Genomic DNA, 21506 nt, shown 5'->3' with positions numbered 1-21506 from the left:
GGATGACGTATAGTTTGGAAATCGAAAATCTGACCAAGACGTACCCGGATTCCGACTTTCGTTTGGACAATGTCTCGTTTTCCATCCCGCGCGGAACGATTATGGGATTTGTCGGCGAAAACGGAGCAGGCAAGACCACGACGATGAGCGCCGTGCTGAATATTATTCGAAAAGACAGCGGCACGATTAAAATTCTGGGTCAAGAAATGAGCGACAAAGATCGAGAACTTCGCGAACAGGTCGGCGTCGTTTTCGATGCGGCTAATTTCTCCGAACTGCTCACGCCGTCCAAGCTGGCGAAGGTGATGGCCGGTACATACAAACAGTGGGATCAGGAACTTTTTCTGCGGCTGGCAACAAGATTTAATCTGGAGTTGGGAAAAAAGATCGGCAAGTATTCGCGAGGAATGAAAATGAAGCTCGCCCTTACAGTAGCGTTGTCCCATCGGCCGAAATTGTTGATTTTGGACGAAGCGACTTCCGGTCTTGATCCGATTGTGCGGGAAGAAATCCTCAGTGTGTTTTTGGAGTTTATCGAAAACGAAGATCATTCTATTCTGATGTCCTCCCATATCACCAGCGATCTGGAGAAAATAGCCGATTATATCACGTTTATTCATCAGGGACAGGTACTGTTGACAGAGAGCAAGGATCGTCTGATCTACGAATACGGAATCGCTCGCTGCAAGACTGAACAATTCGAACAGATCGATCCTGCGGATCGGCTGGCGTATAGGAAACGAGATTACCAGATCGACGTGTTGGTGAGCGATAGACAAGCTTTTGAACGAAAGTACGGGCGAATCGTCATGGACACGGGAACGATCGATGAAATCATGCTTCTGTTGGTAAAAGGGGGACGGTAAGATGAATGGTTTGGTCACGAATAATTTCTACTCCATGCAAGATAATATCAAGCTATCGCTGTTAATCGCACTGCCGATTTCCGTCGTTCCACTTCTAATCGGCGACCCTGGTATGATTGCGATGATTATCGCGATACAGACATTTATTTTTGCTTCCAATACTGGAACTTCGCTGAAGATGGACGAGTCCTCCAAGTGGAATCGGTTCGAGATTACATTGCCGGTTACCCGGTATTCGATCATCAATGCCAAATACATTTCCTTTTTGATGCTGATTATGATGGGGGTAGTGGTGAGTCTAGTTACGGTAGCGCTTCAGAGATTGCGGGGAGAACTTTCTGCGGAATTGCTCTTTACCGGCTATAGTTTCGGTTTGCAGCTTGCTTTGACTACGATTGCCATCGTTTATCCGTTAATCTTGAAGATCGGAGCGGAAAAGAGTGACACCTTACTATTCGTAGCGGCCGGATTAGCGGTTGGACTGCGTTTTCTGATCTGGTATCTGTTGTACTTGTCCGATGACACGATTAATTTCAAAAGTACCATCGTGGACCAGATTTCATTGGGGTTGGCGATTGTGATGTTTGTTTTGTCTTATGGGGTGTCGGTGATGATTTATCGGAAGAAAGAGTTTAATTAAATCTAATATAGAAGCTGAATGTTGAAAACACGGCTGGTTAAGCTGTGTTTTTTTGCCGTGATTTGTTGTAAACTACAGTGTGGAAGAAACGCATGTAATCTGTATGCTTCATATGAACATCAGACGTATAAGCTGAATGGCATTTTGCTTTTGCTTTGCTTGTGCGTTGAGAATAGAGAGGTTTTAAACATGACACAGAACTTTTGGCAGGACCTGCCGAAGCCTTTTTTCATACTGGCACCTATGGAAGACGTCACCGACGTCGTGTTTCGCCATGTCGTAGGCGCGGCGGCGAAGCCGGACGTCTTTTTCACGGAGTTCGCCAACAGCGAAAGCTACTGTCACCCGGAAGGGCATCATAGCGTGCGCAGACGCTTGATGTTCACCGAAGACGAGCAGCCGATCGTGGCGCATATTTGGGGAGACAAGCCAGAATTCTTCCGTCGTATGAGCATCGGCATGGCGGAACAAGGCTTCAAAGGCATCGATATCAACATGGGCTGCCCCGTGCCGAACGTTGCGGATAACGGCAAAGGCAGCGGATTGATCTGTCGTCCCGAGCTTGCGACGGAGATCGTTCAAGCCGCCAAAGCCGGAGGCCTTCCGGTCAGCGTCAAAACGCGTCTCGGCTTCACCGAGATCGACGAATGGCGGGACTGGCTGACGCACATCTTGAAGCAGGATATCGCGAATCTGTCGATCCACCTGCGGACGCGGGAAGAAATGAGCAAAGTCGACGCGCACTGGGAATTGATTCCCGCGATCAAGCAGCTTCGCGACGAGATCGCGCCGCAGACGCTGCTGACGATCAACGGCGATATTCCCGATCGGGAAAAAGGGCTGGAGCTGGCGGAAAAATACGGCGTCGACGGAATCATGATCGGTCGCGGCATCTTCCATAATCCGTTCGCGTTCGAGCTGGAGAAAAAGGACCACGGCAGCGAAGAGCTGCTGAACCTGCTCAAGCTGCACCTTGACCTCCATGAACAGCATTCGACCGACGCAGATCCGCGCCCGTTCAAAGCGCTGCCGCGCTTTTTCAAAATTTACGTCCGCGGCTTCCGGGGAGCGAACGAGCTGAGAACGAAGCTAATGGAAGCCAGATCGTTGGAGGAAGTGAGAGCGGGATTGGCGGAGTTCGAGAATTTGCGAATAGATAAAGTGAATTGATGGCTTATCCTGTGCTGTCTGTTGATGACTGGAATTTTGCAGGCAAGAGAGATTCTCGGTTTCGGGTATTCCCCGAGCCGCGAATCTTTTTTTGTTATTTCGCGATAAGAACATGGCATGGAGCAGATCGAGTTTTTGTAGAGCAAGATGTTGGAATTATGTTCTATCAATCTGACTGAAATAATGACGGAAAAGAGGCATAGATGTCTATAGAGGCTGCAATGCTGGGTGCCTCGCAGCCGAGAAATGAAAAGCTGGCCGGTTTGTTTTATCGGAGGTTAAAAATTTCCCCAAATAGATCTCTGCGATTGCGATTGGCGTGGTATACTCGAATTATCATACATTATTTGGAATTATTATTTTTTTGATCCATATGCGAATTCAGGACATGTTTTCGGTTACGGATAAGCTGCAGCACTCTCATGAACCTAAAAAGGGGGCGTATCCTAGTGATTGAATTTGACAACCCGGTCCGTTCTTTGACACGCTCGATCAGCGGCAGTCATATCCTCTATCTATATGAAGATTTGCGCCATTATGTCGAAAGTGTTGCCTCGTATGCGATGACGTGCCTGAATCAAGGACATCAGATTTTGATTATCGAAAATGAACGTTGCAAAAAAGCGATCCAGCGGAAGCTTGCGGAGAATTTGATCGACGAAAACCTCGAACATGTCCATTTTGTCGACAACTTCGATTTTTACCAACGGCACGGGGAGTTTCAGGGGTGCGTAACGCGAACTCATTTCGAAGCCGTGATGCAGCCGTTTTTGGAAAACCATATCTCGATTCGGACTTGGGCCCATGTGCAGTGGAAGCCTCAGGCGCATATTCATGCGAAGCTGGAAGAATTTGAAGTGATGGCCGATTGCAGCGTCAAAGAGCAAAACTTGATTTCGGTCTGCGCGTATGACGCCAAACGAATTTCAGCCTCTTTGCAGACTGCGTTGATGCGTTCGCACGAGTATTTGATGACGGATCGGGAATTTATCGTTTCGGGGCTGTATCAAGACGCGAAGGCAGAGCGGGTTATCCATCCTTCCATGCTGCTGCAAGAAAAGCTGCTGCTTGAGCAAAAACAGCTGTTGATCGATAAAGAATCGGCAGAGCGCGCGAATCAAGCCAAAAGCGAATTCATCGCCACGATGAATCATGAAATACGCACGCCGATGAACGGGGTGCTCGGTATGGCCGATCTGCTGGCCGATACGCCGCTTGATCAGAATCAGGCGTCCTATGTGGAAATTATTCGACAAAGCGGTACTTCTCTTTTGCGGATCGTGAACGATATTCTGGATTTTTCGAAAATCGATTCGGATCGCGAAGTGCTGCTCGAAGAACCGTTCGATATCAGGGAATGCGTGACCGAAGTCGTCGATTTGCTGCAAGTCCCGAGAATGAACAAAAATCTGGTCATCGAGGTCGCAATCGAAGATCGGATTCCCCGGATGTTGATCGGCGACGCAAGTCGAATCCGGCAAATCCTGATCAATCTTCTCGGAAACGGAATCAAGTTTACCGAACGTGGGGTCATCGCGGTATCCGTCTCCGAAATCACGAACCACGGCAGCGAAGAACGCAAACGTCTGGAGTTTCGAATCAAAGACTCCGGTATCGGGATTCCTAGAGAATACTGGCGAAAAGTATTCCAGCCTTTTTACCAGGTAGACAGAGGGCTGAAGCGCAATGTGGAAGGCACCGGCTTGGGCTTGGCCATTTCCAAAAAGCTGGTCGAGCGGATGAACGGCGAGATCGGGATCGAGCCTTCGCCGGAAGCGGGCACCACGATCGTCTTCACGCTCGAACTGAAGGAATGGCGGAATAACGGATAAAATCAATCGCCAGGAAAAGTTTGGCGGAACAATAGGAACGGATTTGAGCAGAAAAAAGCTATCGAAAGCATTTTGATAGCTTTTTTTGTTGCGCTTCATTGTCTGTCGGTTTATTATATATCCGAAAGATATATTATGTAAGGAGGAAGCCATGAAGCGAATCAACACCACCCACTTCGCCATTCTCGGGCTGCTGCGGATCAAGCCCATGAGCGCTTACGAACTCGTCAAGTTTTCCAAAGAAAGCATCGGCTTGTTCTGGAACGAATCCTACGGGCATATCCACAAAAGCATCAAGAACCTGGAAACGGAGGGCGACGTCGAAATAGTGGAGGAATCGGCGACGGGACGCAAAAAAATCGTGTACGGCGTGACGGCTCAAGGACGGGAGCGCCTGGATTCCTGGTTGACGCTTCCTCCCGAAGAATCCGTGATGCGCAACGAGCTGCTGATGAAGATTTTCGTATCCGAAGAGCATCAAATTCCGCAGCTGGTCGACTTTCTCCAAGCGGAGTTGGCGTCTGCCGAAGAGCTCACGGCGGTGCTCGCGGGCATCAAAGCAAGCATTCCGGCGGGAGCCGACCGGCAGTCGCGGCTTTGGCTGCTGACGCTCGATTACGGCGAGCGTTATTTGCAGATGACGATCGACTGGTGCCGGCATGCGCTAGATACGTTAAACCAATCGAACGAAGAGGGGTAGGAATAACGAGATGATGATGAGCGAAAAAAGGGTAGGCGGCGCCTCTCCCATCGTATGGATCGCGGTAGCGGCTGCTGCCTGCGCGCCTCTCCTGCTCTGGTTCCGAAGCCGTCCGTTGCTATCGCCCGATGTATTCGATCATGCGAGGTACAATGCCGAATTGGGATATCAGCTTACGACGCTGGTTCTGGCCGCCGTCATGATCGCCCTCGTTTATGCCATGACCGGCAGGGAAGGGCTGTCCTACTTGAGCTTGAAAAGGCGCGACGGCACCATCCGGCCCGAACCGTGGATCGGGATCAAACCGAAAGCGGGCGAGACGTGGAGACACCTCGGGTTGAATTTCGCGATCGTGATCACGTTGGTGACGGCGATCGTAATCTACTTCCAGATCGTGCACGGGAAAAGGATCAGCTTCGATCTTTTTCCCGGCATCCCGCTCATTCTGGCCTTCGCGCTCGTCAACGCGTTTTGCGAAGAGATCCTGTTCCGTTTTTCGTTCGTCGCGGTCGTAAGCCGCAGCGGATACTCTCCGTACCTCGCGCAGGGATTGGGAGCCGCCGTGTTCGGCATCGTGCATTATTTCGGCAATCCCGGCGGCATGGTAGGCGTGCTGATGGCGGCGTTTATCGGATGGTTTTTGGCCAAGTCGATGCTGGAAACGAAAGGGTTCTTCTGGGCGCTGATCATTCACTTTTGGCAGGATGTGGTGATCTTCAGCGCTTTGTTCATGGAGTGAAAAAGTAATTCAAATCGTTGAGCGGACAATGATTTGAATTGAATTTGCTCCTGGTCACTGCTATAATCGAAGAATAAAGAACGCAACGCAAAAGGAGCCGTGCGCTAACACGACTCCCGATGCAATAGCCGCTTTTAAGGGCGGTTGGCTTTCGGAATAGGGCCACATGAATAGACCGCTACCCTTGCAGAGGGCGGTCTATTTCTTTTTGTGGAAAGAAAGAATCAGAATCACCAACGTTGCGAACGAAATCATCAACATCAGAGTTTGATATACTTCCACGTAGCATCACCTCCCTTCCGGGAGATTAGCCGACCGCCCATATAAGCCTTTCTATTGCTTGACTAGTATATCACGTGTACGTAAAAAAGTAATAGTTAGATACCTTTTTTGCGTAACCCCTCTATCTTTGATCACAAAACGCCCATCCTCTTTTCTCACGATCTGTGGTACGCTTATCCGATATCCGCATGGCGACAAGCGAGACCGAAGGAGTTAAAGCCCAAATGAACGAGAACCAACCGAACAACGAACTAATGAACGACACCGATACAGCAAATCACGGCGAACAAGCTTCTTTTTCCGACTATAACCTCAGCCCCGAAATCACCCGCGCCCTCGACACGTTAGGCTACAAATCCCCGACCCCCGTCCAACAGCAGGTCATCCCGCAAGCTCTTGCAGGCCGTGACGTCACCGTCAAATCCCGTACCGGCAGCGGCAAAACGGCGGCTTACGGCATTCCGCTCTGCCAACTTCTCGATTGGGAAGAAAGCCGTCCGCAGGCGCTGATCTTGACGCCGACGCGGGAGCTTGCGGATCAGGTCAAGGAAGACATCATGAACATCGGCCGTTTCAAACGCATCAAAGCGGCGGCGATCTACGGCAAGCAGCCTTTCGATCGGCAAAAACGCGAGCTGATGCAGCGCAACCACGTCGTCGTCGGCACGCCGGGCCGCGTCATGGATCATATCGAAAAAGACACGATCGACCTCGAACGCATCAAATATCTGGTCATCGACGAAGCCGACGAGATGCTGAGCATGGGCTTTATCGAGCAGTTGGAGAAGATCATCCGCGAGCTGCCGACGGAGCGCGTCACGATGTTGTTCTCCGCCACGCTGCCGCAGGACGTCGAACGCCTGTGCCACCGGTACATGAACGACCCCGTCGATATCGAGATCGGTTCGCCCGGCGACAAGCGTCAGACGCAGATCAAGCACAGATTGTACCGGGTGGGCGAAAAGTCCAAACCGGCGCTGCTGCAAAAGGTGACGGTGGTCGAGAATCCGGACAGCTGCATCATTTTCTGCCGCACCAAAGACAACGTGGACGCCGTGGCGAACCAACTCGAACGTCTCGGCTATCCGGCGAACAAAATTCACGGCGGCATGGAACAGGACGACCGCAACCGCGTCATGAACGAATTCCGCGCCGGGAAGTTCCGTTATCTGGTCGCGACCGACGTCGCCGCGCGCGGCATCGACATCGATCGGATCACGCACGTGATCAACTACGATCTGCCGATGGAAAAAGAAAGCTACGTGCACCGTACGGGACGTACCGGACGCGCGGGTCAAAGCGGCATCGCGATCACGTTCGCTACGCCGTTCGAAGACAAATTCCTGGGTCATATCGAAAGCTATATCGGGTTCGAACTGCCGATCGCCGAAGAGCCGTCCGCTTACGCGGTATCCGAAGCGCAGGCCGACTTCGACCGCAAGCTGCGCGACCGCCCGGCGGCGAAAAAGACCAAAGGCGAAGAACTGAACGCGGACATCATGAAGCTGTATTTCAACGGCGGGAAAAAGAAAAAGTTGCGTCCCGTCGATTTCGTCGGCACGATTGCGCGGATCGAAGGCATTACGGCCGAAGACATCGGAATCATCAGCGTGCAGGAGACGGTCACCTACGTGGATATCCTGAACGGCAAAGGCGCGAAGGTGCTGAACGCGATGCAGGAAACGACGGTCAAAGGCAAGCTGCTGAAGGTGCAAAAAGCTCGGACCTAAAGGTCTGATCTCAACATGCTCGGGAGGATCCGGTAACGGAAAACTCCGGGCATTTTTTTGTTTTCCAAGTTGACGACCAAGCAGAAAATTTTCAGAAAACTACTTAATTCTAGTTGTGGAAAAGTTTTATATCGGATAAGATGCCTGTGAGGGATGTGGTTTTCAAAGAATTAAAAGTCTGTTTTTGATTAAATCATGAGGAGGTTTGATCGATTTGGGACGTTTTAAAAGAAAATTGAGAAAAAGCGCGATGGTATTCGGAGCGGCAGTGCTGGGGGTAGCGCTTGTCGGCCCGGCACAATCGCCTATCGCTGCTGCCGAAGCACAAGAGAGCGGGCTGCGGCAGATGGAGTATCTGGAGCGCGGCGTGGTCGCCGTCAATACCGACGAAGGCGTCTTCGTCAGCTGGCGGCTGCTCGGCACGGACCCGGAAGGAACGACGTTCAACCTTTACCGCAACGGGCGCAAAGTCAACGCGGAACCGATCTCGTCGAGCACCAACTATCTGGACGCTGCGGGAAAAGCAAATTCGAGCTATTCTGTAAGCGCTATCTCGAACGGCAAAGAAGGAGATCGTTCGGTTAAAGCGGAGACTTGGAAAAATGAATACAAATCGATCCCGCTGCAAAAGCCGGCCGACGCCGTGCTGCCGAGCGGAGACACGATCGAGTACGTCGCGAACGACGCCAGCGTCGGCGATCTGGACGGAGACGGCGAGTACGAACTGATCTTGAAATGGAGCGCGGGCGAGCAGGACAACTCCCGTTCCGGCTACACCGGGGAAGTACTGATCGATGCTTACAAACTCGACGGCACGAGACTGTGGCGGATCGGTTTGGGGCCGAATATTCGCGCGGGCGCGCATTACACCCAAATCATGGTGTACGATCTGGACGGCGACGGCAAAGCGGAAGTGGCGATGCGAACGGCCGACGGAGCCAAAGACGCGGCGGGCACCGTGATCGGAGACCCGGACGCCGATTATCGCAACGGGAACGGATACATTTTGGAAGGGCCCGAATACTTAACGATTTTCGAAGGGGAAACAGGCCGGGAATTGGTCAGCACCGACTTTTCCCCGCCGCGCGGCAATATGGGCGATTGGGGCGATACGTACGGCAACCGCGGCGACCGTTTCCTGGCGGGCATCGCGTACCTGGACGGGCAGCGGCCGAGCCTGGTCATGACGCGCGGCTACTATGAAAAAACGATGCTGACCGCTTACGATTTCCGCGGCGGCGAGTTGACGGAGCGTTGGACGTTCGATACCGACGACGGCAATCCGCAGTATGAAGGACAAGGCAATCACAGCTTGAGCATCGCGGACGTGGACGGAGACGGCATGGACGAGATCGTGTTCGGCGCCTCGGTCATCGACCACGACGGCACAGGCCTGTATTCCACGGGCTGGAATCACGGCGATGCGATGCACGTCGGCAATCTGGACCCGAACCGGCCGGGACTCGAAGTGTTCCAGGTGCACGAGTGGGGCGAGTACGGATTCACCATGCGCGACGCCGCGACGGGCGAACTGCTATGGGGGCATCATACGGGCGAAGACACCGGACGCGGGCTGGCGGCGGACGTCGATCCGAGATATCCGGGCGCGGAAGCGTGGGCGATCTCGGGCGAATGGAACAGCAGGGTCGGCGGCATGTATACGGCGGACGGCCAAAAGATCGGCGAAAACATTCCGAGTTCCAACTTCGCGATCTGGTGGGACGGCGACTTGTCGCGCGAGCTGCTGGATCATGACTGGACCGATTACGACATCGGCATCGGAACGCCTCGCATCGACAAATGGGATTACGAGAACGGCGAACTGGTCAATCTGTTGAAGATGGAAGGCACGACGTCGAACAACGGTACCAAAGGCACCCCTGCGCTGCAGGCTGATCTGCTCGGCGACTGGCGCGAGGAAGTGATCGTGCGCAGCCTGGACAGTACCGAGCTGCGATTGTACACCACGACTGATCTGACCGAGCACCGCATTCCGACGCTGATGCACGATCCCGTTTACCGATTGGGCATCGCTTGGCAAAACGTCGCGTACAACCAACCTCCGCATACGAGTTACTTCTTGGGGAACGGCATGGACGCGCCTCCTCCGTCGAACGCCGATTATATCGTGCCTTCGTCGGTGGATATCGACCCGCACGTATTGGCCGGCAAGTTGAGCGGCAGCGTGAAGATCGGCATCCGTATCCCGGACAATGCGGTCGGTTTGGCAGGGAATGCGACCGCGCTTACGATCAATGGACGGACCGTGGCGGCGGAAATCAAATCCGTGAGCAAAGGCTATGACGTCAAAGCGGATCGCAGAGCGTTCGTCGAGGTGCTTGGCGGACAAACGGGAGAAGTGGACGTGAAAGTAGGCATCGTCTCCGACACGGGCAACCGATTCGTCGGCACGGATGCGGTCATTCTCAAAACGGAAGCGTTAAGTTTGTCCGTCCAAGGCGAGGACCGCGTCAAAGCGGGCGACGAATTCGAGCTGACTTACGCGCTCGGCGGTGCCGGGGACGGCGTGCGTCAGTTGAGTTTGAACCTGGCTTACGATCCGGAGGTGTTGGAATTCGTATCGGCGCAGTCGCCGGTGAAGGCGCTGAGTTTCTCCGCCGAAACGCAGCAGCCGGGAACCGTCGCCGTGACGGCGAGCGGAACGTCTAATCGTTTGTTCAACGGATCGGAACTGTTCACGGTACGCATGAAGGCCAAAGAAACGGAAGCGGCGGCAAGCGAAGTAACGGCCCGGGACATCCTCTACGCCAATACGCAAAAAGAAAGCTTCGCGATCGCGGACGCGGTGCATCGGATCGCTTTGTTCGCGGAGGTGGGCGAGATTGCGGTGAGCGGCGAAGGCGGCGTGTCCGTGATCGACTACAACCGCGGCACGCTTCAGCTTCTTGCGCGGATCAAGCCGGCCAACTCGAACGTTTCAGTCTCGTGGTCGGTGACGGACCTGGACGGAGCGGCGACGGAATTGGCTTCGATCACGCCGGACGGACTGCTGTCCGGCAATTCGAAAGGACTTAACGGCCAGGTCAAAGTCATTGCCGAAGCGTCGGACGGAAGCGGCAAAACGGGCGAACGGATCGTGGACATCTCCAACCAGCTTACAGTCGTCGCGGGCACGGCGTTCGGAGCCGAACCGTCATGGTCGGCCGGCAGCGAATACGGCAAAGCTTTCGACGGCGACGTCAACACCTTCTTCGATTACAAAGAAGCCGAAGGCGGCTACGTCGGAATCGACGTCGGCGAAGGGCAAGGAGCCGTTCTCGGCCAAGTCCGGTTCCATCCGCGGAAAGGCATGGAGTCCCGCATGACGGGAGGCAAAATCCAAGGGTCCAACGTATCGCCGACGGAAGGATTCGTCGATCTGCATACGATCGGCGAACAACCGGCGGCGGGCTGGAACTCGGTCGACGTCGCGGCCGGCGAATCTTACCGGTACCTGCGTTATTACGGCCCCGCGGGAGGCAACGGGAATATCGCCGAGCTGGAGTTTTACGCGGCGGATTCATCGCAGGACCTGAACGAAGCACTCGCAACCGAATAAGCAAGGCAGGAGAAACGGACCGCTTCCGCAATCGGAGCGGTCGGTTTCTTTTTCGCGCGAATCCGAGTATGCTCTTCGTAAACGCGGGCAAAGCGGATACCGCGATGCTTGCAAAAAGGAAAGCGAGGGAAGTCCATGAATCGGGAAGACGTCATGAATGAACTGCAATCGCTCGGCACGGAACGCACGAAAAAACGGTATGCGTCGAGCGGCGCGCGCGAGCCGGTATTCGGCGTGGCGACCGGAGCGATGAAGCCCATGTCGAAAGCGATCAAGAAAGATCAGGCGCTTGCCGAGGAGCTGTACGCGACCGGCAATTACGACGCCATGTATTTCGCGGGCGTGATCGCTGATCCGGCGAAGATGACGGAACAAGACTTCGACCGCTGGATCGACGCGGCTTATTTTTACATGATCTCCGATTACGTCGTGGCCGTGACGCTGTCGGAAACGGATATCGCGCAAGCGGTGGCGGACAAGTGGATCGACAGCGAAGAAGAACTTCGGATGTCGGCGGGCTGGAGCTGTTACTGCTGGCTGCTCGGGAGCCGGAAAGACAGCGAATTCGAGACGGAGAAGTTGGATGCGATGTTGAAGAGAGTCGAGCAGACCATTCACGAAGCGCCGGAACGCGCCAAATACGCGATGGCCAACTTCGTGTACACGGTCGCCGTCTCGTATGCGCCGCTGCACGAACGGGCCGTCGAGACGGCGCGGGCAATGGAACCGGTGCAAGTCGGACAAGAAGCGGGCAAAATTAAAGAGCTGCATACTTCGGAAAACATCCGCAAATTCGTCGAGAAAAATCGGGTAGGCTTTAAGCGAAAGCATGTGCGGTGTTAACGGTTCAAGCCGGATAAGGCGAAGCAAAAAGACCGCCTCTATGGAGCGCGGTCTTTAATGTGTCGAGAAACCTCAACATAGCTGGAATAAAGAAGGCGGAGAAAGAAATTCAGTGAAAGACGCCTTTGAACTCGGAAAACTCCTTATTTAAGTTCAATCCATTTTCCGAGTGAGACAGCGTCTTGAACGAATTTCTTTCGCAGCTTTCTTTATTCACTCGCAGCCGTAACTTTCCCGACAGCCTGAAGACCGCTTCTACAAAGAGCGGTCTTTTTGCTTCGCGACGTTCTACCTGTTTACCGAGGCTTTCAGCTCCCGGCTTAATTGTTCCGACGTTTCTCCGATTCCCGGCAGGGCTTCCAGCAACCCGAACGTCTCGCCGCCCCATTCGCCTTCCGGGTCCCAGACCTGCCGTCCGATCCGTACGTTTTCCCCGTCCGAATAATCAGCGACACGCGCCATCGCTTCTTCGACGAACCCGTCCGGCAGCGGCTTTCCTCGTTTCCTTGACCACTCCGTCAGGAACGACAGCCCTCGCAGCAGGTCATATTCGAAAAATCTCGGGAAACACGGCTTCAGCCATTCTGCACTAATCACTTCGCCGCTAGTTTTGGAACAGACCAGCCGATGCTCGATCAAGTAGCGCGCGCCTTCGTCCAAAAACGCTTTTTCCTGCTCCGTGAACGGCCGATGCGTGTGCCGCAGTATCGCTTCGAGCGGCGGCAGGGTGGAGACGATCGAGCTTTTGCGGGAATGCACATAGGCCTCGGGGTCGCAGTTCAATCCGCCGTCCGGCAGTTGATGCTTCAGCAGCCATTCGCGGATCCAAGGCATTTCCGTATCGACGTCGCAGCCGTAGGCGGCAAGAATCTGATAAAAAACGGCAAGTTCGCAGTGGCAGCAGTCCCAGCGGTCCATGTCTTCTTCGCGCGCGGGCGCATCGCTGCTTCGAATGACGAACACGGGCCATATGCGCGTCCGAAGCAAATGCTTCGCCTGAACAATCGCGGACTCCGGGATGCGCCGGACCTCGCCCATTTCATACAAAGCGGCCATATGCCACCAGGCTCCGTTCCATTTGCCGCGGCTGATTTCGTCATGCTCGCGCTCGAAATGGGAGGTGTTTTCAAGGAATGCGATTGAAGCTTCGATCTCGGCCGTAACGGCTTGTCGGGTAGGCATAACCATTCTCCTTTGCGAAAATCCATTACTTGCAGTATAGCTGACGCGCGACTTTTGCCCAAGGCGAAACGTCCGTTATATGATGGTTTTATCCTAATTCTTCGCGGAAAAGGAGTGAATGTAATCATGAGCCAGGACGTCAGAATCGGCGCTTTGCCGGATTATGCCGATACGAAAACGTTAGAGGAATGCCGGCTGCTGCTTGAAGGGTTTCCGGTTTTGAAAAAAGTCTCGGAACGTCAATGGCTCTACGAGTCGGACGGCCGCTGGATGAGTATCGACCTGTCGCATATCGATGCGCAAGGAGACGCGGACGGCGAAGCCGGCTGCAATGCGCTGGACACGCATGCGGCATGGAACGATCTGCGAGCACGCGGGGCGCTGTGGGCGTATGCGCAGCTTCGGCTTCGCCTCGCCGCCCTGTTCGGTTGGCGCGCACTGGATCTGCAAAGCGGCGATATTTACAGCCCGCTTCCTCCCGAGCATGCTGCGCCGTTGTATACGCTGCCCGATACGGCGGCCAAAGGGACGGTGCCGGTTCATCTGATCGCTTGGAACGAAGGAACTTCGGCGATGCGTTACCGGAAAAAAGAACGGCTGGTCGCCAAGTCCGAACCTCGGGCTTCTTACTCGGCGCTGATCGCGTTGGACGATGAACAACTGCTGCACGGTTACAAAGGAGGCTCCTATATCTCCAGCGTTCCCGGCATCCAGCTTCGAAGCGGCGATGCGCTGGAATGTACGGACGAACGGACCGGAGGAGGCCGCATACTTGCGCTGCGATCCGACCGCGAAGCGCTGCTGTCGGACGGACCGCTGTCTCAAGGACGCCGGGCGCACGTCAATCTGTACAGGCCGTCTCCGCTGGAATTGCTTTCCGCCGTGCCATTCCCGCTCAGTCCGCCGTTCGCATGGGTACCGGAGCAAGAATCGTTTTTGGCCGCGGTGCCGCGCAAAGACCAGAGCGACCGGGATTTCGACGAAAACTCGCCGTGCGCGATCGTCGACGGCAGCCGATTGCGGATATCCGACCAAGCCGTCGACGGATATCCCTGGCTGCGCGAAGCGCTCGATCCGGCGGCGCATCACCTGATCGAAGTCGATTATCGGTCGCGAAGCTGGCGAACGATCATCTCGCAAGAGGTATTCGCCGACGCGTTCGGATCGTACGAAGGTTCGGCGATCGAAGAATTGGCCGTTTCGCCCGACGGTCGAAAGCTGTACGGATCGGACGGTTATTGGACGGCAGCCTGCTTCGATCGCGCGGAAGACAGGTTCGTTTGGAAAAGAAACCTGCATGAGAGCATGCGCGTCTACGCGCTCGCGCTCAGTTCGTGCGGCCGTTACCTGGCCGTCGGAGGACTTGCCGACGACCTGCACGGTCCGGAATCGTTCGCGCTGCTGCATGCGCATACCGGCGAATTCGTATACCGCCTGCCGGTCTACGGTACATTCCGCAGCGCCGTCTACACCGCCGCCTGGCACCCGGACGGTAATCACCTGCTTTTGGGCCTGGCCAACGGCACGATCATCGAACTGTCTTTGGACGGCGAAGCCCGTTATTTTCAAGGGCTCAAAGGCGGCATCCAGGCTTTGTGCTTTCAAGGCGACCGTCTTTTTGCGACCGGCGCCGAAAAGGCCGTCCGTGCTTGGAACAGTTTGGAATAGGGTGGATGTCATATGGAAAATCGACAAAAAGGCGAACGCTGGGGTTCGCCTTTGATCGATTGATGATATCCGCTTCGAGAGGTTAGCGTAGTCCCGACTCCGCATCGGTTCGTTCGGCCGATCGAGCAAGGGTGATCCGGAGACGATGGCGTGTAACGGACCGATATGACTCTTAACGCCACGAATCGGGAGGTTGAGATTTTTAACGGATTGAGAGGACGCTTAACGGTGAAAAAAGCTGATTTTTGCCCCGATTCATCCATTTTTCCGGTCTAAGCGTCCGTACGATCCGTTACGCATTGAAAATCCTGAAAATCAGCGTTCTAACGGACATGCAATCCGCTAGGGCATGTCTTCAAACCTCGATGGAAGTAGATTTTGCCGAATTTTTGTTCTCAGCAAAGAACTTTTTCGCAGTCGTGCCGGGGCAAGTCAAGGTACTAGCCGCCGGCCTTACTGACAAAACGGCTCGCGAAGAAAAGCTTCGAGACGGCGACAGGAACAAGACCTTCTCCACAATACGAGTCGAGTAGCCTCTCCGCCTCATTTGTCCGACGAAGCCAGATGCGTCGCAACTTCCGATCCCGACATGAATTCTTCGACCGCGAGCGGAAGCGTCACGGTCACCGTCGTACCGATGCCGTACTCGCTCTCGATCTTGATCCGTCCTCCGTGCAGGCGGACGATCTCTTTGCTGATCGCAAGCCCCAGGCCGCTGCCGGACATTTTGGAGCTGCCTTTGTAAAAGCGGCGGCCGATGCGTTCGAGGTCTTCGGCCGGAATGCCTTCGCCGTCATCCTGCACGGAGACGTGGACCTGCAAGTCTTCGCACGATGCGGTCATGCGGATTTCGCCGTTGAGATCGGAGAACTTGATCGCGTTATCCAGCACATTGACGAAAACCTGCTTCAGCCGATTGAGATCGGCGTGCATCGGAAGCGGTTCGTCGGGAAGGTAGGTACTCAGCGTAACGCCCCGCTTGTTGCCTGCCCAACTGTACTGCAAATCCAACTGCTGAAGCAGCAGGTTCAAGTCTACCGGCACGGAGCGCATCTTGATTTCCCCGGCTTGATATTTGGAAAAATCCAGCAGGTCTTCGACGAGTCCGATCAGCCGATCCGTCTCGTTCGTAATGACGCTTAGCCCTTTCAGGGTCGTCTCGTCGTCATCCAATCCGCCGACGACCAGCGTTTCGCCCCAGCCTTTGATCGAGGTGAGCGGCGTGCGCAGTTCATGGGAAACGGTCGAGATGAAGTCGTTTTTCATCTTCTCGCTTTTGGATAATTCTTCGTTCATATGGTTCAACGAATCGGCCAGCGTGCCGACTTCGTCGTCGTTCTGGCGCACGGCTTTTGCTGTAAAGTCTCCGGTCGCCATTTTTCGGGAAATGACGGTAAGCTCCTTGATCGGCCCGACGATCTGGCGGGCGATGATCAGACTGAGGCCGAAGCCGAGCAGCAGCACGGCGGCGCCGATCCCGATCGCCCATACAACCAGTTTGGCGACTTCGTCGTATAAAGGTTCCGTCGACACGGAGAAGCGCAATGTGCCGATCACTTCGCCGTAGCTGACGAGCGGGCTGGATACGGCCATGATGCGCTGCTTGAACGCATTGGAATAACCCGAGTAACTGCCGACTCCGCCTTGTTGGGCAATACGCACATCCGCGGTCCGGATCCGTTTGGACGAGGAGAAGCCGTAGGAATCGACGACGGTGCGTCCTTGCAGATCCAGTACCTCGACGCGGCTGCTTTCGCTCGGAACCAGGTTTTCCAGAATGTAACGGGCTCGCTCGGGCAGCGTGTAGCCTTCCATGAACTGGTTGGACAAGGTTGCCGCCGTGACGGCGCGGGACTGAACGATCTGCCTGGCACTGTCGAAGTAATACGTCGACACGGCTGCGGCAAAGATCATTTCGAGCAGCACTACGATCGTCAGAAGCAGCAGGCCGATCTGAAGCAGAAGTCGTCCCCTAATGCTTTTCAACATCGCTGCTCGCCTCCTCTTCGTCATCCGCGCTGATTCCCGCCAACTGATGGACTTCGGCAATCGTGAGACGGAGCGCTTCATAATCGCGCGCGGCCTTTCCGGTCAAATCTCCGTTGCCGTCCGGAAGCAAAGCAACCGTAACGAGGGAGGAGTTGCCCGGGATCACCGAGCCAGTGCTGCCGAGCACGACATATTCGCTTTGCCGGCTTTCCAACACGGGTTTTAATGCGTTCCACGCCTCGCTCGTCATTTGGCGCAAGGTCAGCAGGGGCAGAGCAACGGTATTTCCGGTATCGTTTTTCGCGGAATAGGTAAAGCGTACTTCGCCGGCGGCGTTTTCGCTGCCGGTCGGAAGCTCGATCCGGTATTCGCCCAGCCAGCGGCTCGGAATGCGCAGGTCGTAGCCCCACTGCCAGAATCGGTCTTCGACGAATTCCATCGTTTGATTCCCGTTCCAACGGTAATACGAATCGCTCCAAAGCTGGGGCGTGCCGGACGCGCTTTCGACGCTCGGCAGCGGAGTCGGCAGCGCCGTTTCCAAAATGCCGTCGCCGTCGACATCCCGATTTTTAGCCGGATAATCAATCCACCACTTGTTTTCCGTAGAGGAGAGATCGGGATTACGGTCGGGAGCTTCCAGTTTCAAGTCTTGTCTGGACACGCGTGCGTCGTAAGACTTTTGCGAAAGGGACAGGATATTCACCAGATCATTGTTTTCCCAGGTCAGCAGTACGGCGTAACCGGATCGGGTCGTGCTCATGATTTGGGCGAACAAGCCGTCGATATTCGTCGCGGCCCGTTCGATCTGCATGTTGGTCACGGAGCCGTCGGTTCGACTCTCGGCCAACAGGGACAGTTTGCCGTTTTTTTCGCCGATCAGACGAATCTGCGAATGCGTATCTTCGGCATCGACGGCAGGGGGGACGACCGCAATCTGTTCCATGCCGCTGCCGATCAAGTCGCCTACCGCGATCTGGTCGTACGACTCATGGAAGATTTCTTCGGCTTGGCCGCCAGAGAAGGAGTAGACAAACAGCTCTCGGGGCAATCCCGAGCCGCCGCTGTCGTAACCGAGCAGCAGTTCGGACGACGAACGGTCCGTCAGCGGCTTGATTCCGAGATAATCGAGATTCATCCCGCTGCCCGTAATTTGGTCGGCCTTTTGCCAGGCGCCGCCGCGCTGGGTCAAGATCATGACGTTGACCTCGTAATCGGTATCGGGCTTTTTATAGGAAACGATCAGTTCTTCGTCACCGTCGCCGTCCAGGTCGGCCAGGCGAATCGCGCTTCCCTGGTCTGATTGGTCGGGCGTGGTGAGCTGGTAGCCTGCGGGCAGGAAAGGCTGCACCGCCCGGTACAAAGCTTGTTCTTCGTTCGCGAGATTGGGAGCGTGCAGCAGATCGCCCGGAGAAGCGATCCGTCCGCATCCGCCGACGATGAGCAGCGACAACAGGCCGGCGATTTTAAGTGCTTTCATGAGCGGGTTCTCCTTAACAGAATAAGCTTTAATCGGAAGATTGCGTTCGCCTGAAATACACGCGCTTTGCATGCATTTCGGGCGGCCGCAACCTTACGTTTAGCGTTGAAAAGGTACTATTCTTATATATCGGCTTCGGCGCCGGAAATGCGACAAACAAACGTTTCAGCGGTTCATTTTCGCAGTTAAACGCACGCAGGTCAAGAAGAAAATTTCGACCGATTTCAAACTGTGAAAAACAACCTCGATCCCCTAAAAAATAAGAGCGCTTTCAATCCGTTTTGATCCGTGAAACAAACCAAAAACGCCTGCCTCCAGTAGCTTGGTCAAGCTATGAGGCAGACGTTGAACGATGAGAAACCTCAGCATTTTCGCTCTTCTTACCCCTACTCCAACGCAGCGCCCCCGCTTCGAACCCCCCCATCTATCGTTTACCTTGAATTTATTTTCCGCTGTTAACATAAGGGCATCAACCGAAGAACTGAAGGAGGATCACCCATGAAAACGAACGAACTTCCGCCGATGCTGCCTTTTTACATGATCGCGACCGCGCTGAAAAGTTTTTATATTCTATTGAATGTCGCGCTGATTATATCCGGCAGTCTCGTCACGGCCGTCTTGGCTTCGATGTCCGCCTACGGCTTCCATGCCGGCATCCAAAATATGGCCGGAGGGCCGGGCGCGATGCTGTTGGGTCTGGGAGCGGGCGCGATCCTGCTGTCGGCGGTACTCCCGTTGAGCCGCTTGACGCTGCGCTTCAGCAGTCGTTTTTTACGGAAAATGCAGGGCTCGTCCTCGTCGCCGAATGATCGATTCATCGAAAACCGAACGTTGGAAGAAGCTTACTGCAGCGGAAAAAGTCTGGCGAACACCTGCGTGTTGATCCTGCTCGGCAGCGGCTTATCCGCAGTAGGGATCGGATTGGCGCTGGACGGTTTGCGGATGATCTGGTTCCCGGGAACGCCGCTGATGCTTTGAACCCGGGCTGAGCGTTCGTCACGGTGCGGGAAGCGTTACGGTAACCGTCGTTCCCGTGCCAGGCGCGCTGTCGATATGAATGTCCGCTTCGTGCAGCCGCAGTACCTTATAGACGAGAGTCATCCCGAGGCCGTTGCCTTCGGACGCGTGCGACGTGTCGCCTTGATAAAATTGATCGAAAATACGCGTCAATGTGGCTTCGTCCATTCCCGGACCTTCATCGCGAATCGATACCCGTACCGCTTTGGCTTCGTTGATCACCCGGATCGTCAGCTTCGCGCCGTCCGGCGAGAACTTAATGGCATTGTCCAGCACGTTCACCCATACATGGTTCATGAGCCGTGAACTGCCGATATAGTCCGCCTCTTCAATCTCCAAGTCAAAGTCCAGATCCCGCGCGGACCATTTGCTTTCGGCCATCAGAATGACTCGGCGGACCTGTTCGCTTACGGAGAAGGTTTCTTTTTCCGATTCGATGCGGCTTGATTCCAGTCTGGACAATTCCAGAATGCTGCTCGCAAGTTGGGCCAAGCGATCGGATTCCGCGATCATGATATCCAGATACTCGTCGCGCTCTTCTTCGGTTACCGCGCCTTCGCGAAGCAGCTCGGCAAAGCCTTTGATCGAGATGATCGGCGTCTTGAACTCATGCGAAAAGTTGTTGATGAAGTCTTTGCGCAGCAGCTCGACGCCGCCCAACTCTTCCGCCGCCTTGTTGTAGCTGTTGGCGAATTCGTTGATTTCCAGCGAATGCGAGCCTTTGCCCAGACGGATTCGCGTGCTGAAGTTGCCTTTCGCCAATTCGTTCATGGCCGCGATCATGCGCCGAAGCGGCTTGATCAGCACGCTGTTGACCATGATCAGAATGGCGACGCCGATGAACACGCTGATCAGATAGGCGAAGACCAGAAGAGGCACGCTAGGCTGTTCGTAGAAGTTGTCGGGAATCCAGCCCAAACGGATCAACAGCATACTTGTAAAAGCCGCAGCCGTCAGCAGGAATAAGATGATGACGAACAAGTTGATCGACAGCAGCAAAAACATGCTCAGCGTGGACGCGGACGATCTGATTTTTTTCACGCGTTCTTCACCGCACGGTACCCTAGACCTCGGACTGCCTGAATTTCGAATTCGGAGTACGCTTCAAAGCGCTTGCGCAGACGATTGATATGCACCGTAATCGTGTTCTCCGCGCTTTCCGTTTCCAGTCCCCAGATTTCGTCGAGCAGTTGAATGCGCGTGAACACCTGTCCCGGATACGCGAGCAGCTTGTACAACAGGTAAAATTCTTTCGGCGGGAGCGCTTGGACCTCGTCTCCCCGCGATACGTTCAGCGCATCGTAATTCAGCGTCACGCCGCCTATGGCGATGCGGCGCTCATTGACGATTTGCGAACGTCGCAGCAGCGCTTGAATCCGCAGCAGCATCTCCTTTTTATCCACGGGCTTGGTCATGTAATCGTCGGTTCCGACCAGGAAGCCTTTGTGCTTGTCCTCCGGCAATTCCTTTGCGGTGACCATCAGGATCGGCAGTCGGTACTGAGCCTCGCGCAGCATGCGCGTCAGCTCGTATCCGTCGATATGCGGCATCATCACGTCGGCGACGATCAGGTCGAATTGGTGGCTTTCCAGCTTCTCCAGCGCTTCGCGTCCGTCGAAAGCGCAGGTCACCGTATACCCTTCGTTTCGCAGAACGGCGCTCATCAATTTATTGGCGTTGCGATCATCTTCGGCAATCAAAATATGGAACAAATCCGCCCACCCCTTTCTTTTTTCATTATATAGCCCGCCAAGCTAAACGGAAGATAAACGGATCCCGGGCAGGCGTTTATTTTCGATTTATAATGCGGCG

The 21506-nt window shown here is 54.7% G+C and carries 17 protein-coding genes and 1 pseudogene; 12 read left to right on the top strand and 6 right to left on the bottom strand.

Features of this window, described 5'->3' with window-relative positions:
- Positions 1 to 2: 2 nt before the first annotated feature.
- From SACSAC_RS05895 to SACSAC_RS05870, 6 genes are all read left to right on the top strand, one after another.
- The gene (locus tag SACSAC_RS05895; protein ID WP_037284485.1) at positions 3 to 866 is read left to right on the top strand and encodes an ABC transporter ATP-binding protein; all 864 of its coding nucleotides are present in this window, start codon (positions 3 to 5) and stop codon (positions 864 to 866) included.
- A gap of 1 nt (position 867) precedes the next feature.
- A complete protein-coding gene (locus SACSAC_RS05890; protein WP_037284481.1) occupies positions 868 to 1506 on the top strand; it encodes an ABC-2 transporter permease in 639 nt (212 codons plus the stop codon).
- A 189-nt stretch (positions 1507 to 1695) separates the two neighbouring features.
- Positions 1696 to 2676 carry a tRNA dihydrouridine synthase gene (locus SACSAC_RS05885; RefSeq protein ID WP_037284478.1) on the top strand — a complete coding sequence of 327 codons (981 nt, stop codon included), beginning with the start codon at positions 1696 to 1698 and terminating at the stop codon, positions 2674 to 2676.
- Between the two features lie 449 nt (positions 2677 to 3125).
- A complete protein-coding gene (locus tag SACSAC_RS26850) occupies positions 3126 to 4508 on the top strand; it encodes an MEDS domain-containing protein (RefSeq protein WP_051506900.1) in 1383 nt (460 codons plus the stop codon).
- Between the two features lie 151 nt (positions 4509 to 4659).
- Positions 4660 to 5208 (top strand): PadR family transcriptional regulator, encoded by a 549-nt coding sequence (locus tag SACSAC_RS05875; RefSeq protein WP_037284475.1) that lies wholly within the window; start codon positions 4660 to 4662, stop codon positions 5206 to 5208.
- A gap of 10 nt (positions 5209 to 5218) precedes the next feature.
- Positions 5219 to 5947, top strand: a complete 729-nt coding sequence (locus SACSAC_RS05870) for a CPBP family intramembrane glutamic endopeptidase (RefSeq protein WP_245608587.1) — start codon at positions 5219 to 5221, stop codon at positions 5945 to 5947.
- A gap of 198 nt (positions 5948 to 6145) precedes the next feature.
- Here the strand turns inward: SACSAC_RS05870 and SACSAC_RS28730 are convergent, their stop codons facing one another.
- Positions 6146 to 6229: a putative holin-like toxin gene (locus SACSAC_RS28730; protein WP_425414833.1), complete on the bottom strand. Its 84-nt coding sequence runs from the start codon at positions 6227 to 6229 to the stop codon at positions 6146 to 6148.
- Between the two features lie 254 nt (positions 6230 to 6483).
- Between SACSAC_RS28730 and SACSAC_RS05865 the strand changes: the two genes are divergently transcribed.
- The 4 genes and pseudogenes from SACSAC_RS05865 to SACSAC_RS05855 all read left to right on the top strand — a co-directional run bounded on the left by SACSAC_RS05865 (position 6484) and on the right by SACSAC_RS05855 (position 12361).
- Positions 6484 to 7959: a DEAD/DEAH box helicase gene (locus SACSAC_RS05865; RefSeq protein WP_037292156.1), complete on the top strand. Its 1476-nt coding sequence runs from the start codon at positions 6484 to 6486 to the stop codon at positions 7957 to 7959.
- A 250-nt stretch (positions 7960 to 8209) separates the two neighbouring features.
- Positions 8210 to 10075: pseudogene (locus SACSAC_RS28365) on the top strand (rhamnogalacturonan lyase); the annotation flags it as partial.
- Positions 10052 to 11518 (top strand): cohesin domain-containing protein, encoded by a 1467-nt coding sequence (locus SACSAC_RS28360; RefSeq protein WP_245608726.1) that lies wholly within the window; start codon positions 10052 to 10054, stop codon positions 11516 to 11518. The pseudogene SACSAC_RS28365 and the gene SACSAC_RS28360, both read left to right, overlap by 24 nt.
- A gap of 135 nt (positions 11519 to 11653) precedes the next feature.
- Positions 11654 to 12361, top strand: coding sequence for a DNA alkylation repair protein (locus SACSAC_RS05855; RefSeq protein ID WP_037284472.1), 708 nt, complete (start codon positions 11654 to 11656; stop codon positions 12359 to 12361).
- Positions 12362 to 12649: 288 nt separating this feature from the next.
- Here the strand turns inward: SACSAC_RS05855 and SACSAC_RS05850 are convergent, their stop codons facing one another.
- Entirely contained in the window at positions 12650 to 13543 is an 894-nt protein-coding gene (locus tag SACSAC_RS05850; protein WP_037284469.1) for a prenyltransferase/squalene oxidase repeat-containing protein, read from the bottom strand.
- A 126-nt stretch (positions 13544 to 13669) separates the two neighbouring features.
- On the opposite strand from SACSAC_RS05850, the gene SACSAC_RS05845 reads away from it, so the two are divergent.
- Positions 13670 to 15211, top strand: coding sequence for a WD40 repeat domain-containing protein (locus SACSAC_RS05845; RefSeq protein WP_037284466.1), 1542 nt, complete (start codon positions 13670 to 13672; stop codon positions 15209 to 15211).
- 543 nt (positions 15212 to 15754) lie between these two features.
- Here the strand turns inward: SACSAC_RS05845 and SACSAC_RS05835 are convergent.
- Positions 15755 to 17200 carry a sensor histidine kinase gene (locus SACSAC_RS05835; RefSeq protein ID WP_051506899.1) on the bottom strand — a complete coding sequence of 482 codons (1446 nt, stop codon included), beginning with the start codon at positions 17198 to 17200 and terminating at the stop codon, positions 15755 to 15757.
- Positions 17184 to 18677, bottom strand: coding sequence for a hypothetical protein (locus SACSAC_RS05830; RefSeq protein WP_037284460.1), 1494 nt, complete (start codon positions 18675 to 18677; stop codon positions 17184 to 17186). Before SACSAC_RS05830 ends, SACSAC_RS05835 begins: the two co-directional genes overlap by 17 nt.
- Before the next feature lie 498 nt (positions 18678 to 19175).
- On the opposite strand from SACSAC_RS05830, the gene SACSAC_RS05825 reads away from it, so the two are divergent.
- Positions 19176 to 19655, top strand: a complete 480-nt coding sequence (locus tag SACSAC_RS05825; RefSeq protein WP_037284457.1) for a hypothetical protein — start codon at positions 19176 to 19178, stop codon at positions 19653 to 19655.
- A gap of 18 nt (positions 19656 to 19673) precedes the next feature.
- Here SACSAC_RS05825 and SACSAC_RS05820 read toward each other — a convergent pair whose 3' ends face one another.
- Both SACSAC_RS05820 and SACSAC_RS05815 read right to left on the bottom strand, forming a co-directional pair.
- Positions 19674 to 20735: a sensor histidine kinase gene (locus SACSAC_RS05820; RefSeq protein WP_037284454.1), complete on the bottom strand. Its 1062-nt coding sequence runs from the start codon at positions 20733 to 20735 to the stop codon at positions 19674 to 19676.
- Positions 20732 to 21406, bottom strand: coding sequence for a response regulator transcription factor (locus SACSAC_RS05815; protein WP_037284450.1), 675 nt, complete (start codon positions 21404 to 21406; stop codon positions 20732 to 20734). The genes SACSAC_RS05820 and SACSAC_RS05815 overlap by 4 nt, the downstream gene beginning before the upstream one ends.
- Positions 21407 to 21506 lie beyond the last annotated feature (100 nt).

The sequence above is a fragment of the Saccharibacillus sacchari DSM 19268 genome, from assembly GCF_000585395.1.
GTDB classification, from domain to species: domain Bacteria; phylum Bacillota; class Bacilli; order Paenibacillales; family Paenibacillaceae; genus Saccharibacillus; species Saccharibacillus sacchari.
Note: the sequence above shows the minus strand (reverse complement) of the source record. Positions and strands in the feature narration are given on the sequence as shown.

Excerpts from the sequence above, each read along its gene's own strand:
- SACSAC_RS05890 (WP_037284481.1), top strand. The coding sequence starts at position 868 with ATGAATGGTTTGGTCACGAATAATTTCTACTCCATGCAAGATAATATC.
- SACSAC_RS05865 (WP_037292156.1), top strand. The coding sequence starts at position 6,484 with ATGAACGACACCGATACAGCAAATCACGGCGAACAAGCTTCTTTTTCC.
- SACSAC_RS05845 (WP_037284466.1), top strand. The coding sequence starts at position 13,670 with ATGAGCCAGGACGTCAGAATCGGCGCTTTGCCGGATTATGCCGATACG.
- SACSAC_RS05875 (WP_037284475.1), top strand. The coding sequence starts at position 4,660 with ATGAAGCGAATCAACACCACCCACTTCGCCATTCTCGGGCTGCTGCGG.
- SACSAC_RS05835 (WP_051506899.1), bottom strand. The coding sequence starts at position 17,200 with ATGTTGAAAAGCATTAGGGGACGACTTCTGCTTCAGATCGGCCTGCTG.
- SACSAC_RS05885 (WP_037284478.1), top strand. The coding sequence starts at position 1,696 with ATGACACAGAACTTTTGGCAGGACCTGCCGAAGCCTTTTTTCATACTG.
- SACSAC_RS05895 (WP_037284485.1), top strand. The coding sequence starts at position 3 with ATGACGTATAGTTTGGAAATCGAAAATCTGACCAAGACGTACCCGGAT.
- SACSAC_RS28360 (WP_245608726.1), top strand. The coding sequence starts at position 10,052 with ATGGACGCGCCTCCTCCGTCGAACGCCGATTATATCGTGCCTTCGTCG.
- SACSAC_RS05850 (WP_037284469.1), bottom strand. The coding sequence starts at position 13,543 with ATGCCTACCCGACAAGCCGTTACGGCCGAGATCGAAGCTTCAATCGCA.
- SACSAC_RS05825 (WP_037284457.1), top strand. The coding sequence starts at position 19,176 with ATGAAAACGAACGAACTTCCGCCGATGCTGCCTTTTTACATGATCGCG.
- SACSAC_RS05830 (WP_037284460.1), bottom strand. The coding sequence starts at position 18,677 with ATGAAAGCACTTAAAATCGCCGGCCTGTTGTCGCTGCTCATCGTCGGC.
- SACSAC_RS05870 (WP_245608587.1), top strand. The coding sequence starts at position 5,219 with ATGATGATGAGCGAAAAAAGGGTAGGCGGCGCCTCTCCCATCGTATGG.
- SACSAC_RS05855 (WP_037284472.1), top strand. The coding sequence starts at position 11,654 with ATGAATCGGGAAGACGTCATGAATGAACTGCAATCGCTCGGCACGGAA.